Here is a 14363-nt window from a genome sequence, read left to right as displayed (position 1 = left end):
CCTGGGCTCACCCCTTCCACCCTTGATCGTGCATGCTTAAAGCCTGGGCAGGCTGGGCTTCCAACCAGGTGGCGTGGCAACTCTCGCGCAGGGTTTCGCGCAGCCATTTGTGGGCCGGGTCCTTGTCGAAACGCGGGTGCCAGAATTGGGCCAGGACCAGGGTCGGCAGGGAAATCGGCAACGGGAACACACGCAACGGCAACTTCAAGCGATTGACGCTGTAGAGCGCTTCCTTGGGCACCGGCAGCAACAGGTCGGAGTCGGGCAACATGAACATCGCGCCGTGAAAACCCGGGGCGATCATTGCCACGTGGCGCTCCAGGCCCAGGGCATTGAGCGCAGTGTCGATCGGCCCTCGGGCGATGCCGCGTCGCGAGATGCTGATGTGGGAATAGCTGGCGAACCGTGCGGCGGTGATCTCCTCATCGAACAAGGGATGATCTTCCCGCGCGAGCCCGACGAAGGTGGTGGAGAACAGGTTCTGCACCTTGACTTCGGGACTGGCGGGCAGGGTATTGCTCACCCGCAAGTCCAGGCGCCCTTCGCGCAGCGCTTCGTCGTCGGTATCGCCTTCGGGCACGAAGCACAGCTCGCATAACGGTGCCGAACGCTCCAGGGTGTCGAACAGACGACCGCCATACACACCGATGAAAAAGTCGTTGGCCCGCACGCTGAAGCGCCGGCGCAGGGTGCTCAGGTCGACCTGATCCGCCGAACGGAACAGCAGCGCCGCCTGTTCCACTACGCTGCGCACCTGGCCCTGCAACGCCAGCGCCTTGGGCGTCGGCACCAGGCCACGCCCGGCGCGTACCAGGATCGGGTCACCCACCGCCTCGCGAATACGCGTGAGGGTGCGGCTCATCGCCGCCGGGCTGAGGTTCATCCGCCGCGCAGCACCGACCACGCTGCCCTCGTCGAGCAATGCGTCGAGAGCGACCAGCAGGTTCATGTCCGGTAGTTGCATGCCAAGCACTCGTGATCGATAGGGAGTGAACTGGGCGCAATCGTAACAGGGATGTCGCGTGGGGCTACAGCATCAACGCTGCATGCCCCAACGCTTCACGGTGAGCCGCTCGAACGTGTCGAACACCAGGTTCTCCACCAGCAAGCCGATCAGGATCACCACCGCCAGCCCGGCAAAAACCTTATCGGTGTACAGCTCATTGCGGTTCTGGAAGATGTACCAGCCCAGGCCGCCTTTGCCGCTGGTGGCGCCGAACACCAGCTCGGCGGCAATCAGCGTGCGCCAGGCGAATGCCCAGCCGATTTTCAGGCCGGCGAGGATCGACGGCAGTGCCGCCGGGATCAGGATGAACAGCACGAAGCGCATGCCCTTCAACCCGTAGTTGCGACCGGCCATGCGCAGGGTTTCGGACACGCCGAGAAACCCCGAATAGGTGTTGAGCGCCAACGCCCACAACACCGAATGCACCAGCACGAAAATCAGGCTGTTCTGGCCCAGGCCAAACCACAAGAGCGCCAGCGGCAACAGCGCAATCGCCGGCAGCGGGTTGAACATCGAGGTCAGGGTGCTGAGCAGGTCGCGGCCCAGTTGGGTCGAGACCGCCAGTGTGGTCAGGGTAAATGCCAGCACAATGCCGATCAGGTAACCCTTGATCAGCACCACCAACGAAATGCTGACTTTGCTCAGCAGCTCGCCACTCAGAAGCCCGTCGTAGAGCGCGTGAAACGTCTGCAAGAAACTCGGCAGCAATAGGTCATTGTTCTGGTAGCGCGCAACCGCTTCCCAGAGGATCGCGAGCACGATCAGGATCAACCCTTTGCGCAACCAGCCTTGTTGCCACACGCGTTGGCGCAGGGGCAGCTCGCGCTCCACGGGGACGCTGAGCAGCGGTTCGAGGGTGACTTCATATTCCTGGCGCATGGGAGGGGCCCTTCAGTAAGCGATGCGGATATCGGCGAAGCCCAACTCACGTTCGGCTTCGGGCGCTTCATCGAACAGCAGGCGATGAATCCTTCGCGCCGAGGCCTGGAATTGCGCACCGCCAAGGCTGTGCAGATCGTATTGATGGCTGTGGATTTCCGCGCGCACGCGCCCGGGATGGGGCGACAGCAACAGGATGCGATTGCCCACCACCAGCGCCTCTTCGATGGAGTGGGTGACGAACAGCAAGGTGAAACGCACCTCTTCCCAGAGCCGCAGCAACTCTTCCTGCATCTTGCGGCGGGTCAGCGCATCGAGGGCGGCGAAGGGTTCGTCCATCAACAGGATTTTCGGCTGCATCGCCAGGGCGCGGGCGATGGCCACGCGGGCTTTCATGCCGCCGGAGAGGGTGTGCGGATAGGCGTCGGCAAAGGCGCCGAGGCCGACTTTGTCGAGGTAGTGCAACGCGCGTTCTTCGGCGTCCCGCCGCTTGAGGGTGTTCGATGCCAGCAGCGGGAACATGACGTTTTGTTTGACGGTTTTCCACGGCGGCAACTGGTCGAATTCCTGGAACACCACGATGCGGTCTGGACCGGGCTGTTCGACCCTCTGCCCCAGCAGGCGGATCTCCCCTTCGCAAGGCTGGATAAACCCGGCGATGGACTTGAGCAAGGTGGATTTGCCGCAACCCGACGGGCCGAGCAACACGTAGCGGTCGGCCGGGTCGATGTCGAAACTGACTTGGTGCGTGGCCCGCACCACGTGCTCGGGGGTGCGGTATTCGAGGCTGACGTTATCCACCGCCAGCAGCGCAGTGGCGGTGGGCAGGTTGCTGGCCGTGTGGCCTTGCAGGGGCGCGTTCATCTCAGCTTCCTTGCAGGGGCTTGGCGTCCTGGAAGAAGTAGTCCTTCCACGATTCCGGCTTGTTCTTGATTGCGCCGACGCGGTAGAGGAACTCCGCCAGCGGGTAAGTGTTTTTCGGCGTGACACTGAACTCGAATTGCGGGTTGTCGATGATTTTCAGCAGCTCGGCACGGTCGATCTTGGCCTTGGTCACGCGGATGTAAGTGTCGGCGGCGGCGCCTTTGTCGTGCTGGGCGAACTGCGCGGCTTCGGTCAGCGCATCGACGAATGCCTTGTAGGTTTTCGGGTTGTCGTTACGGAATTTTTCAGTGGCGAACAACACCGTCGGCGAGTTCGGGCCCAGCAGGTCATAAGTGTTGAGCACCACATGCACATTGGGGTTCGCCAGGGCCTGGTCCTGGAACGGCGGGGTGGAAAAGTGCCCGGTCAGCTCGGTACCGCCGGCGATCAGCGCCGCCGTGGCGTCGGGGTGCGGGACGGCGACGGTGTACTGATCGAGGCGATTGAATTGCTTGTCGCCCCACTGCTTGGCAGCTGCGTATTGCAGGAAGCGCGACTGCACCGACACACCCACCGCCGGTACCGCGATGCGGTCGTTATCGGTGAAATCGGCGATGGTCTTGACCTTGGGATTGTTGCTCACCAAATAGTAGGGAAAGTTACCGAGGGAGGCGACGGCCTTGACGTTCTGCTTGCCGCGGGTACGGTCCCAGATGGTCAGCAGCGGCCCGACGCCGGCACCGGCAATGTCGATGGAACCGGAGAGCAACGCATCATTCACGGCCGCGCCGCCGGAGAGTTGGGTCCAGTCGACCTGGATATCGAGGCCTTCCTGCTTACCGTATTTTTCGATGAGGTGCTGGTCGCGCACCACGTTGAGCAACAGGTAGACGATGCCGAACTGCTCGGCGATGCGAATCTCACCTTCAGCCTGCGCCACCGCCGGGGCGACGAGGCTGCCGGCCAGCAGGCTGATACCCAGGCCGAACGTGGCGGCCAGCCGCGCAAATGGAATGTTTCTGGACATGGTCATGCTCCGAATCAGAAAGGCGCGTCGCCCTGGATGGTGGTGCGGTACAGCTTGCGGCGCAGATGGCTCGGGCAACCGGTAGCCAGGTGGATCAGCGAGCGGTTGTCCCAGAACACCAAGTCGTGGGGCTGCCAGTGGTGGCGGTAGATATTGTCCGGCAGCACGCTGTGGGCGTAGAGCTGGGCCAGCAGGTCGCGGCTTTCGTCCTCCGGCAGGCCGACGATGCGGGTGGTGAAGCCTTCACTGACGAACAGCGCCTTGCGGCCGGTTTCCGGATGGGTACGCACAATCGGGTGGACCACTTCGGCGACCTGGGCGAGCTGCTCGGGGGTCAGTGTCGGGCGCCAGTTGCCTTCGAATTTGGTTTCGCTGTAACGCGCGGTGTAGGAATGCGCAGCGCTGCGGCCGTGTACGGCGTTGCGCAGGTGCTCGGGCAAGTGGTCCCAGGCCTTGTGCATGTCGGCAAACAAGGTGTCGCCGCCTTCGGCTGGCAGTTCCCGGGCATGCAGCATCGAGCCCAGGCTCGGCAGTTCTTTATAGGAAAGGTCCGAATGCCAGAACTTGCCCGCATCGCCCAGGCCGATGGCTTGGCCGTTTTCGATGATGTTGGAGACGATCAGGATTTCCGGGTGGTTGGCCAGCAGGAACTGCTTGAGCACATGGATCTGCAGCACGCCAAAGCGGCGACTGAAGGCGATCTGCTGGTCGGGGGTGATGCGCTGGTCGCGAAAGACCACCACATGGTGATCCAGGTGCGCGCGGTGAATGCGGGCGAAATCCTCGTCATTGACCGGGCGGGACAAATCCAGGCCGATGATCTCGGCCCCCACGCTGCCGGGAAGTGGGCGAATCTCGAAGGTTTGGGCGTTAGGGATCGCTGCTGGAACAGTAGAGGTGGCTGACATGAGTTCACTCCCGATCGGACAGGAGAGTAACTTTATAGATATAAGAACTGTATTTTAAATACCGTTAGAGAATATTCATAGACAGGAATGCACCGACGAAACCCTGCGCTGGGCGGCGGGAATGGCACAAACGATGGCGGTGAAGTGTTCAATGCAGGGCAATCCGACACCACCGTGTAAGACACCGCAAAAGCTCGATGTGGGCACCCAGAGTGGCGTGTTTAGCCGCTTACAAGCCGAAAACCTTGCTCGTTTGACAAGCCTGTAGGCAATCTCTAGTGTGCATTGGATCCAATAAGCCATTGCCATTCTATGAGGAGGCTAGCGTAGCCGTGACGCAAAAGCCGAGCCCTTTGAGCAGTATCAAGGTCAGCGGGCCTATTCCCGCCCATCTTGCTCGTTCCGTAATCGAAGAAACCTTGCGCAACGCCATCCTCGATGGCCGATTGCCTTGTGGTACCGCCATGCGCCAGCAGGAGCTGGCCAGCCTGTTCGGCGTCAGTCGCATGCCCGTGCGTGAAGCCCTTCGGCAGCTGGAAGCCCAGTCGTTGCTGCACGTCGTGACGCACAAGGGGGCGGTGGTTGCACCGCTGATCGAAGACAATTCGGCCGAGACCTACGCCCTGCGCATGCTGCTGGAGTCCGAAGCGCTGCGCTTGTCGATTCCGTTGCTCAGCGCAGACGACATTGCCCAGGCCGATGCCTTCATCACGGCGCTGGAACAAGAGAAAGACTATACCGAGATCGGCCGGCTCAACCGCCTGTTCCACATGGCGCTGTATGGCAAGGCCCCCAACCGGCGGCTACTCACGTTGGTCGAACACGGTTTGAATGAAGAGGAGCGCTTCCTGCGTTTCAACCTTGAGGCGATGGGGCTCGGCGAGACGTCCCAGGAAGATCACCGCGAACTGCTGAGCCTGGTGGCGCAGAAGAAGGTCGACGAAAGTATCCTGACGTTGCGCAATCACTTGATGCGAGGCATGGAGGTCATCAGCACTTACCTCAAGGGCCTTGAGGCGACCGGCAACTGAACTTTCCCAGCCTGCTTCACCGATCAAGCGTTGCGGGGCGACCTTCGCTGTTGGCAGAACCTGCATCAAGACGCCCCGGTTAAAACTATTCGGCTGCGTAATGCCTGCTAATGCTCGAGAAACTTCCCACGTTTAATAATATAACTTACCCACAATCGGAATCTTTTCGAAAAAACATCTGATACATTTATAAGCTCGCCCAAACGTTTAATCGGCTTATTATCTTTCTTCAATAAACCAAGCACCTCAACAGCCTGCACGAACCCTTGTTTGGGCAGCGCTGCGCGCGCTGCTTGGCTAAACGTTATCTGTCCGCTTTTGGGCTGCAAAAGCCCAGCACTGTTTTCAGAGCAGTCGCAACAACTTATAGGCATCAACTATGTATCAAGGTTTACTTAAACAAAAAAAACTGCAGTTATGCAGCCATCCGTTATTTGAAGAAATAACTTCACTCGGCAAGTTACAAATCTTTATGGAAAACCATGTATTTGCCGTTTGGGACTTCATGAGCCTCACCAAACGCCTGCAACGGGACCTGACCTGTACGCAATTACCCTGGCTCCCGCCGACCGACCCGCAAGCCGCCCGCCTGATCAACGAAATCGTGCTGGGCGAGGAGTCGGACGAACACCCCCGGCGCGGTCATTGCAGCCACTTCGAGCTGTACCGCGAAGCCATGCTCGAAGTGGGCGCCAGTACCCACGCCATCGATACGTTCATCACGCTGCAACGTCGGGGCGTCGAGGCCAATGCCGCCCTGGGCCAGGTCGATGTGCTGCCCGGCGTGGCCCGCTTCGTCGCCAGCACGTTGCACATCGCGTTGAATGCGCCCACCCATTGTGTGGCCGCCGCCTTCCTGCACGGCCGCGAAAGCATTATCCCGAGCATGTTCGAACGGCTGTTGCAGGGCAGTGAGATCATCAGAAGCCAGGCGCCAACCTTGGGCGAGTACCTCAACCGCCACATCGAACTGGACACCCAAGACCACGAGCCAGGGGCGCAGAGGATGCTCCAGGGCCTTACCGACAGCGCGCCCGAGCGCCAGCAACAGGCGGCTGAAACCGCGGTCAACGCCGTGGAAAACCGCATCAAGCTCTGGGACGACGTACACACCTTGCTGCAACAGGTGCGCCCATGAACATCAGCGCCTACCGCTCCATCGCCGAAGACTGGGAACGCCGCGCCACCATCCGCACACGCCCTCGCCGCCTGCTGGAAAACGACGACAAACTGATCTATCCGCTGTGCCGCCAACCTCTGGTCCTCAGCGCGACCTTTCTTGAACATTGCCCGCAGTGGCGCGACTTCGTGCTGTTGCAAAGCTTCTACAAATTCATCAATGACGTGGTGATTTTCGAAACCGAGATCGTCGACAGGACCGCGCGCAACATCGCCAAGAACCGTTTCGCCCTGCCCTTCCCCCTTGTGTGTCGCTATGACGCGATGACCGTCGTGGTGGACGAGGACTATCACGCCCTGGTCGCGCTGGACTTCCTGCAACAGACCGTGAAGATGACCGGTATATCACCGCTGGATCTGCCCGGGCAGATCGAACTGAGCCGCGCCCTGCCGGCGGCGCAGGCGCAAGCCCCGGCGCACCTGCGCGATGCGGTGGAATTGATTGCCGTGGCCATTGCCGAAAACACCGTGACCCATGACGTGGCGGCGTTTTCCAGGGACGACAGCGTCAAGGCCTCCATCCGTGGCTTGATGGCCGATCACCTGTTCGACGAAGGGCGCCATGGGCAGTTCTGGACACGCCTGGTGCGCCTCTATTGGCAGGCGGCAAGCCCGGCTGACCGCGACAGCATTGCGCCGGTCTTGCCCATCTTTCTGGCGCATTACCTGACCAACGAGCTGCAAAAATCCTTCGACCTGCAACTGATCGATCAGTTGGACGTCAGCGCTGATGTTCGCCATGCGCTGCGGGCCGACATGGCGGCACTGGAGTTCCCCATCACCCGCCACCACCCGCTGATCGGTAACATCATGGGCTTTCTGCAACACAGCGGTTTGCTGCAGACACCGAGCGTGGCCCTGGCATTGGCCGACTATCTGCCGGTGGCCGGGAGAGCGGCATGAGGCGCCTGACAATTGGATGGTTGGGTATCAGCCGTGCCCTGGATGCGGTGAGGGTGGAGCTGGAACAGTATGGTCATCTGTCGGGGCATGACGTTGCCGACCTGGTGATCGAGGACGGTAGCGAGTCACTGCCCGCGCACCTGGCCGCCGCTCCACGCATCAGCCTGCGCCTGGGCGTCGGCCCGCTGACGGAGCATGGGTTGCCGCGGCTACAGTTACGCGCTTATGCCGCCGGCCAATGCTTGCTGGCCGTGCTGGACCTTGCCGACGCGCCCAGCGGCAATGGCCAGCGACTGCGCCTGCAAGCGACAAGCGCGCTGGTGGAATGGGTCGCCGTGCTGGTCAGCGGCTTCGCCCGCGACCCGGAGTATTGCCCCGCCGCGGCCGGCACCAATGCCTGGCCCGAACACAGCTTGCAAAAGCTGGAGGCACTGGCGTTCGTGCATCGGTTCAATCACACCGCCGATGTGCAATTGCTGCAGGCAGCGCAGGTGCCGATGATCGAACGACTGCAAGCCAGCCTGCTCACCTTCGCCGCACGACCGGCGCTGAACATTGCCGGCCGTGTGCTGACCTACCGGCAATTGCACGCTCAAGCACGGGCGATCCAGCAACGCCTCGGCCCACTGCTGGAAGGCCTCGAGGTACCACCGGTGGTCGGGGTGTGCCTGGAAAAAACAACGGCGTTGTATGCCAGCATTCTTGCGGTGCTGGGCTGTGGCGCGGTTTACCTGCCGCTGGCACCGGATCATCCGGCGCAACGCCAACAGGCCATGCTGGACAGCGCGGGAGCCAGGCTGTTGCTGGATGATGGCGGCCACCCACTGCGCGAGCACTTCGTTTCATTGGATGTCAATGCGCTCGATCAGCACGACACGTCACCGTTGCTGCAGCATCGCCCCTCCCCGGATGCACCGTGCATGGTGCTCTTCACCTCGGGCACTACCGGCCGCCCCAAAGGCGTGTTGCTGAGCCAGAGCAACCTGGCCCATTTCACCGCCTGGTTCGGCGGTTGCATGGGGCTGGACGAACAGAGTCGGGTACTGCAGTTCGCTTCGTTGAGCTTCGACGCCTCGCTGATGGATATCTTCCCCAGCCTGATTGCCGGCGCCGAGTTGATTGTTCCAAGCGAGGCGCAACGACGCGACCCGCTGCAGTTGGTAGAACTGATCCGCCAGCAGCGGCTCACCCATGCCTTCCTGCCGCCGGCGCTGCTGAGCATCCTGCCGCTGGACCAACCGCTGGGCCTGACGCACCTGCTGACCGGCGGCGATGCCTGTGAACCCTATGTGATCGAACGACTGGCCGGCCAATGCCAGTTGCACAACCTCTATGGCCCCACCGAAGCCACGGTGCTGGTCACCCATCGCACGTTGCGGCCCGGGGACAGCAATCGCAACGCCGGCCGTCCCATCGCCAACAGCCAGGTGCTGATACTCGATGAGCATTTACAGCCGGTGGACGAACAGGTGATGGGCGAGCTGTACATCGTCGGGCCGGGCGTGAGCCTGGGGTACTTGAACGCAACACAACTGCGCGACGACGCTTTTGTCGAACTGGTACTGCCGGGAGGACAACCCGTGTGCGCCTACCGCAGCGGTGATTACGCAAAGTGGACCGGCGACGGCATCGAGCTGGGCGGGCGTCGGGACGAGCAAGTGAAGATTCGGGGGTTTCGAGTCGAACCCCAGGAGATCGAACAGTGCCTGCGTGCCAGCCGCCTGTTCCGCCAGGTGGCGGTGGTGATCGACGGTGATCGCAGGATTCGCGGTGTGGTCGCCCAGCCGGAACCGGGTGCCACGATGGACGACCTCAAGCAGCATGCACGGCAGTGGCTGCCTGATTACATGCAACCCGAGCGGTGGATCGAACTCGCCGGCCTGCCTTACGCGAGCAACGGTAAAGTCGATCGCCAGGCCTTGTTGCAACTGCCGGTGCAGCGCCCTTCGAATCACACCGTAAAGGCCGCGCAAACGCCGCTGCAGGTTGAGCTGTTGGGGCTGTGGCATGAGTTGTTGCAGCTTCCCACGGGCACGTTGTCCATCGATGACAGCTTCTTTAACGTCGGCGGCCACTCCATTTTGCTGTCGAGCCTGCTGCTGCGGGTTCGCGAACAATTTGGTCGCAGCCTGCCCCTGAACAGCTTTTTTGAAATGCCGACCATTCGCACGCTCGCGGCGCTGCTGGAGGACGGCCCGCGCGCTGCCGCACCCGTCGGCCAGGCGGTTCAAGACGCACAGCGGGAACCGGCTTTTGAGGTGCTGCCCGAGGACCGCGCCGGTGATCGCCGCAAAGTGATCGTGACGGGGGCCAACAGTTTTATCGGGGTCCACATTGTCGAAGCCTTGCTGGCCGGCGGTGCGACCGAAGTGGCATGCCTGGTGCGGGAACTGCCGAACCAGCTGGCAACGGTACGGTTCACCCAGGCGTTGCAGGAGTACCGCCTGGAACATCTGGACCTGAGCCGGGTGCAGGTGTACGCCGCCGATGTCAGCCAGCCTGGCCTGGGCCTGGCCGCCGAGGTGTACGAGCGCCTCGCCAGGGACTTTGGCGTGCTGGTGCATAACGCGGCGCGGGTCAACCATGTGATGGACTACGCGTCGCTGGTGAAAGACAACGTCGACCCGGTACTGGAATGCGTGCGCCTGTGTGAAACCCACAGCAAAAAGGTCTTCAACTTCATCTCGACACTCTCGGCATGCAGCGCCATCGACGCCGCGGGACAGGTCCTCGAGTCGCCTGCTGCGGCGACACCGCCGATCTACATCAAGAATGGTTACAACCTGTCCAAATGGGTGGCCGAGCGGCTATCGGCGCGCGCGCTGGAGCAAGGTGCCTGGGTGAATATCTATCGTCCGGGCAATATCAGTTTCAACAGCCAAAGCGGTGTTTGCCAACCACAGAAAAATCGCCTGATGCTGATGCTCAAGGGCTCGCTGCAGTTGGGCCTGGTTCCGCGCTTAGCGGCAAACTTCGACCTGATGCCGGTGGACTTTTTTGCACGCTTCATCGCGTTCCACTGCGCTCGTTTCGCAACCGGGCGCAGCGTGTACAACCTGCATAACCCACAACCCCTGAGCTGGGAGCAGTACCTCGATGCATTCCGCGACGCCGGCTACACATTCGAGCGGGTCAGTATCGCGCAGTGGCAACGGCAACTGCGAACGGTGGGCCGCGAAAATGCGCTGTTTGGCGTGCTGGGTTTTTACCTGGACGGGTTGGGTGAAGACATCGGCGATACGTCGATGATCCGTCACGACAACGCACGCCGGGGCGTGGAAGAAATGGGTAAGCCGTACCCCGAGAAAAGCCCCGCGCTGTTAGGCAAAGGCTGCGACTACCTCAAGGCCATCGGCTTTCTCTGAACCGCCTCAGGACAACCTCATGAAACCGTTGCAACCCGATACATTGATCCGCAACCCCCGGGGCACACCAGTGGTGGCCTCTGTCGTAGTCACCTGCGAGGCCGCCAGGCTGTGGGGCTTGGTGGGGGACTTTGCAGGCTTTGATGCGTTCATTCCCGCCTTGTCGCACATCGAAATGACCGGCACCGGCGTAGGCGCTTTGCGCACGAAGTATTTCCACGATGGCCATTGTGCGGTGGAGCAGCTCAACAGCCGTGACGAAGAGGCCATGTTCATGACCTGGACCACGGTCTACAACACCTTGGGCGTGGCCCGCTTGTGGGCGGCAATGCGTGTGGAGCCACTTGGCTGCGGATGCTCCAGGGCGACCTGGACGCTCATCGGCGAACCGGTTGACACCGCGCAGGAAGGGTTCGAACACTTTATGCAGAACTTCGCCGACGGCGCACTGGAAAATGTCCGACAAATGCTCGGCTAAGCAGTAGGAGCGAGAGGCCTCGCTCCTATGCCGCTGAGGTCAGATCTTGAAACTGTCGACCAGTTGTTTCAAGCGGCTGGCCTGTTGAGACAACGCGTCACAGTCCTTCAATGTTTCATTGAGGTTGGCCACGCCTTGCTGGTTCAGCAGGTTGATCTGGTTGATGTCGACATTGAGGGTTTCCACCACCGCGGTCTGCTCCTCGGTGGCGGCGGCGACCGACTGGTTCATGCCGTCGATTTCAACAATCCGCTGCGTCACGCTGATCAGGCGCTCACCGGCCTGGTTGGCGACTTCGACGCTCTCTTCGCTGGAGGTCTGGCTCGCATTCATGGTGGTCACCGCTTCACGCGAACCCACTTGCAGCGAAGTAATCATTTTGTGGATTTCCTCCGCCGACTCCTGGGTACGGTGAGCCAGGTTGCGCACTTCATCGGCGACCACGGCAAACCCGCGACCCGCTTCCCCGGCACGGGCGGCCTCGATCGCGGCGTTGAGCGCGAGCAGGTTGGTCTGCTGGGAGATGCCTTTGATCACATCGAGAATGTGGCCGATGTTATCGGTGCTGGCGTTCAAGGTTTCGATCTGGGTGCAGGACAGGCTGATCTTTTGCGACAGTTCCGACATAGCCAGGATGGTTTTCTCCACCACTTTGCGCCCATCGTCAGCCTGCTCGCTGGCACCACTGGCGTGCTGGGAAGCGTCAGCGGCGTTACGCGCGATTTCCTGGGTCGCGGCGCCCAGTTCGTTGATTGCCGCCGCTACGCTGTTGGTGCGCGCGCTCTGCTCGTCAGAACCGACGATCGAAGCGTTGGACGACGCCATTACGCGCTGGGACAAGTCATGCACCTGGCGTGTTGCCGAGGACACCTCGGAAATCGAGGCGTGGATACGCTCGACGAACTGGTTGAAGGCACTGCCTACCTCGCCAAACTCATCTTTGCTGGTCACGTCCAGGCGGCGGGTCAGGTCACCCTCACCCTGGGCGATGTCCTGCATGGCAACGCCCATGGTGGTCAATGGCCGCAGCAGTACTTGGATCAGCAAGCTCAAGAGCACCGCAATCGCCACCACGGCAATCAGCATGGCAATCAGCGCGGAGGTGCGGAATTTACCCAGGGGTGCGTAGGCTTTGTCTTTATCAATCGACAAGCCGATGTACCAGTCCGCACCTGGCAAGCCGGCGATAGGGGTGAAGGACAGAATGCGATCCTGACCGTTGAGGACAACATCCTGGTTAAGCTTCTCGATACGGACGCTGGTGCCTGGGTAGATGTCCTTGAGGTTCTTCATCACCTGGCCCTGATCGGGGCTGACGATGACCTGACCGTCACCGCTGACCAGGAACGCATGGCCGATGCCGCCGAAGTCTACCGAGTTGATGATCTTCACCAGCGTTTGCAGGCTCAGGTCACCACCGACCACGCCCAGCAACTCGCCGTTCTTTTTCACCGGCATGGCGATGGTCACGATCTGCCCACCCACGGCTGCCATGTAAGGCGGGGTCAGCATCGGTTTGTCAGCCGCCACGGCTTGCTTGTACCAAGGACGCTGGCGCGGGTCATAGCCATCGGGCATTTTTGCGTCGGGGCGTTGGGTGAACACGCCGTTGGTTTGGCCGACGTAAGTGAACTGGAAGTTCGAGGTGAGTGCGGGCTGATCAACCAAGCCTGGAAGATCTGCAGCACTGCCCTGGTGAGCCATGTTTTGTGCCAGGTTTTCGAGTATCAGCACACGGCCACTGAGCCAGTTCTGCACACTGCTGGCGGTGAGTTCTCCGGATTGCTGGATGGACGACTCCAGGTTCTGTTTGATGGTGCTGCGCTGTAAGTAATCGTTGTACAACGTGAATAACGCGAAGGCCAAGACCACGACGCCTGACGCGGCCAACAGAATTTTATGACTGAACTTTAGATTCATTTCATCGACTTCTTTTGCCAAAGGGGGGGAGCGTGCTGGGTGGAACATTCCATGTAACGCCTGGGCAGACGCTTGATCTGCTCCAAATCGGTGCACGCATGGCTCGTCAGGCTTTCGGCCAAATGAAGTGGAATCTTAAGGTTTTGTCAGAAAGATCCTCTTTTTGAGTGGGAAACAGACCGGCGGTACAAACAAGGCGTCCGAAACTGCAAAGTCTTGCAGTTTTCCAGGACGGATGAGCATCGATCAGATGCAGGGAGTCAGCTGAGCGGATGTGCGACCGAAGCAGACCTCTTAAACGACAAAACCCCTGTCTGCGCAAGCAGACAGGGGTTTCGGAATTTAATCTTGACGATGACCTACTCTCACATGGGGAAACCCCACACTACCATCGGCGATGCATCGTTTCACTGCTGAGTTCGGGATGGGATCAGGTGGTTCCAATGCTCTATGGTCGTCAAGAAATTCTGTGTACCAGACCGTTGCCTTGGCAACGCTCCAGTGAAATTCGTGGACTTCTACTAAAACAAAACCCCTGTCTGCGCGAGCAAACAGGGGTTCTGGAATTTAATCTTGACGATGACCTACTCTCACATGGGGAAACCCCACACTACCATCGGCGATGCATCGTTTCACTGCTGAGTTCGGGATGGGATCAGGTGGTTCCAATGCTCTATGGTCGTCAAGAAATTCGGGTACTGAGTCGTGGCCTGATGGCCTCGCTTCAGCAAATTGGGTATGCGATAGTTTTCGGTGTTTTGTAAGAGTCGAACTTTCGGTTCGTTTCGTCTTCACACACCGCA

11 protein-coding genes and 2 rRNA genes are annotated in these 14363 nt (G+C 60.5%); 5 read left to right on the top strand and 8 right to left on the bottom strand.

Features of this window, described 5'->3' with window-relative positions; genetic code table 11:
- Positions 1 to 7: 7 nt before the first annotated feature.
- The 5 genes from NR164_RS28325 to NR164_RS28305 form a co-directional block, all read right to left on the bottom strand.
- Positions 8 to 964 (bottom strand): LysR family transcriptional regulator, encoded by a 957-nt coding sequence (locus NR164_RS28325; protein WP_046385129.1) that lies wholly within the window; start codon positions 962 to 964, stop codon positions 8 to 10.
- 72 nt (positions 965 to 1036) lie between these two features.
- On the bottom strand, positions 1037 to 1885 hold the full coding sequence (locus NR164_RS28320) for an ABC transporter permease (RefSeq protein WP_046385130.1): 849 nt from the start codon (positions 1883 to 1885) through the stop codon (positions 1037 to 1039).
- 12 nt (positions 1886 to 1897) lie between these two features.
- Positions 1898 to 2749: an ABC transporter ATP-binding protein gene (locus NR164_RS28315; RefSeq protein ID WP_256823555.1), complete on the bottom strand. Its 852-nt coding sequence runs from the start codon at positions 2747 to 2749 to the stop codon at positions 1898 to 1900.
- 1 nt (position 2750) lies between these two features.
- The gene (locus NR164_RS28310) at positions 2751 to 3776 is read right to left on the bottom strand and encodes an ABC transporter substrate-binding protein (protein ID WP_256823554.1); all 1026 of its coding nucleotides are present in this window, start codon (positions 3774 to 3776) and stop codon (positions 2751 to 2753) included.
- A 14-nt stretch (positions 3777 to 3790) separates the two neighbouring features.
- Positions 3791 to 4684 (bottom strand): TauD/TfdA family dioxygenase, encoded by an 894-nt coding sequence (locus NR164_RS28305; protein ID WP_256823553.1) that lies wholly within the window; start codon positions 4682 to 4684, stop codon positions 3791 to 3793.
- Positions 4685 to 5016: 332 nt separating this feature from the next.
- Here NR164_RS28305 and NR164_RS28300 point away from each other — a divergent pair, with 332 nt between their 5' ends.
- The 5 genes from NR164_RS28300 (at position 5017) to NR164_RS28280 (ending at position 11640) form a co-directional block, all read left to right on the top strand.
- Complete coding sequence (locus NR164_RS28300; RefSeq protein ID WP_026139846.1) at positions 5017 to 5715, top strand: GntR family transcriptional regulator; 699 nt, start codon at positions 5017 to 5019, stop codon at positions 5713 to 5715.
- Between the two features lie 379 nt (positions 5716 to 6094).
- Positions 6095 to 6853 (top strand): DUF3050 domain-containing protein, encoded by a 759-nt coding sequence (locus NR164_RS28295; RefSeq protein ID WP_256823552.1) that lies wholly within the window; start codon positions 6095 to 6097, stop codon positions 6851 to 6853.
- Positions 6850 to 7797 carry a diiron oxygenase gene (locus NR164_RS28290; RefSeq protein WP_046483732.1) on the top strand — a complete coding sequence of 316 codons (948 nt, stop codon included), beginning with the start codon at positions 6850 to 6852 and terminating at the stop codon, positions 7795 to 7797. Before NR164_RS28295 ends, NR164_RS28290 begins: the two co-directional genes overlap by 4 nt.
- Positions 7794 to 11162, top strand: coding sequence for an amino acid adenylation domain-containing protein (locus NR164_RS28285; RefSeq protein WP_256823551.1), 3369 nt, complete (start codon positions 7794 to 7796; stop codon positions 11160 to 11162). Before NR164_RS28290 ends, NR164_RS28285 begins: the two co-directional genes overlap by 4 nt.
- Positions 11163 to 11181: 19 nt before the next feature.
- Positions 11182 to 11640 (top strand): SRPBCC family protein, encoded by a 459-nt coding sequence (locus tag NR164_RS28280; protein WP_079442569.1) that lies wholly within the window; start codon positions 11182 to 11184, stop codon positions 11638 to 11640.
- A gap of 39 nt (positions 11641 to 11679) precedes the next feature.
- Here the strand turns inward: NR164_RS28280 and NR164_RS28275 are convergent, their stop codons facing one another.
- The 3 genes from NR164_RS28275 to rrf (NR164_RS28265) all read right to left on the bottom strand — a co-directional run bounded on the left by NR164_RS28275 (position 11680) and on the right by rrf (NR164_RS28265) (position 14247).
- Positions 11680 to 13560, bottom strand: coding sequence for a methyl-accepting chemotaxis protein (locus NR164_RS28275; protein WP_079442568.1), 1881 nt, complete (start codon positions 13558 to 13560; stop codon positions 11680 to 11682).
- A 346-nt stretch (positions 13561 to 13906) separates the two neighbouring features.
- Positions 13907 to 14022, bottom strand: a 5S ribosomal RNA gene (rrf, locus tag NR164_RS28270).
- A 109-nt stretch (positions 14023 to 14131) separates the two neighbouring features.
- Positions 14132 to 14247: ribosomal RNA gene (gene rrf / locus NR164_RS28265) — 5S ribosomal RNA — on the bottom strand.
- Positions 14248 to 14363 lie beyond the last annotated feature (116 nt).

Origin of the sequence: Pseudomonas sp. Pse79 (genome assembly GCF_024519615.1) — a bacterium.
Lineage (GTDB): Bacteria > Pseudomonadota > Gammaproteobacteria > Pseudomonadales > Pseudomonadaceae > Aquipseudomonas > Aquipseudomonas veronii.
The sequence above is the reverse complement of the archived record's forward strand: the minus strand, read 5'-3'. Positions and strand labels throughout refer to the sequence as shown.

Excerpts from the sequence above, each read along its gene's own strand:
- NR164_RS28325 (WP_046385129.1), bottom strand. The coding sequence starts at position 964 with ATGCAACTACCGGACATGAACCTGCTGGTCGCTCTCGACGCATTGCTC.
- NR164_RS28320 (WP_046385130.1), bottom strand. The coding sequence starts at position 1,885 with ATGCGCCAGGAATATGAAGTCACCCTCGAACCGCTGCTCAGCGTCCCC.
- NR164_RS28315 (WP_256823555.1), bottom strand. The coding sequence starts at position 2,749 with ATGAACGCGCCCCTGCAAGGCCACACGGCCAGCAACCTGCCCACCGCC.
- NR164_RS28310 (WP_256823554.1), bottom strand. The coding sequence starts at position 3,776 with ATGTCCAGAAACATTCCATTTGCGCGGCTGGCCGCCACGTTCGGCCTG.
- NR164_RS28305 (WP_256823553.1), bottom strand. The coding sequence starts at position 4,684 with ATGTCAGCCACCTCTACTGTTCCAGCAGCGATCCCTAACGCCCAAACC.
- NR164_RS28295 (WP_256823552.1), top strand. The coding sequence starts at position 6,095 with ATGTATCAAGGTTTACTTAAACAAAAAAAACTGCAGTTATGCAGCCAT.
- NR164_RS28290 (WP_046483732.1), top strand. The coding sequence starts at position 6,850 with ATGAACATCAGCGCCTACCGCTCCATCGCCGAAGACTGGGAACGCCGC.
- NR164_RS28285 (WP_256823551.1), top strand. The coding sequence starts at position 7,794 with ATGAGGCGCCTGACAATTGGATGGTTGGGTATCAGCCGTGCCCTGGAT.
- NR164_RS28280 (WP_079442569.1), top strand. The coding sequence starts at position 11,182 with ATGAAACCGTTGCAACCCGATACATTGATCCGCAACCCCCGGGGCACA.
- NR164_RS28275 (WP_079442568.1), bottom strand. The coding sequence starts at position 13,560 with ATGAATCTAAAGTTCAGTCATAAAATTCTGTTGGCCGCGTCAGGCGTC.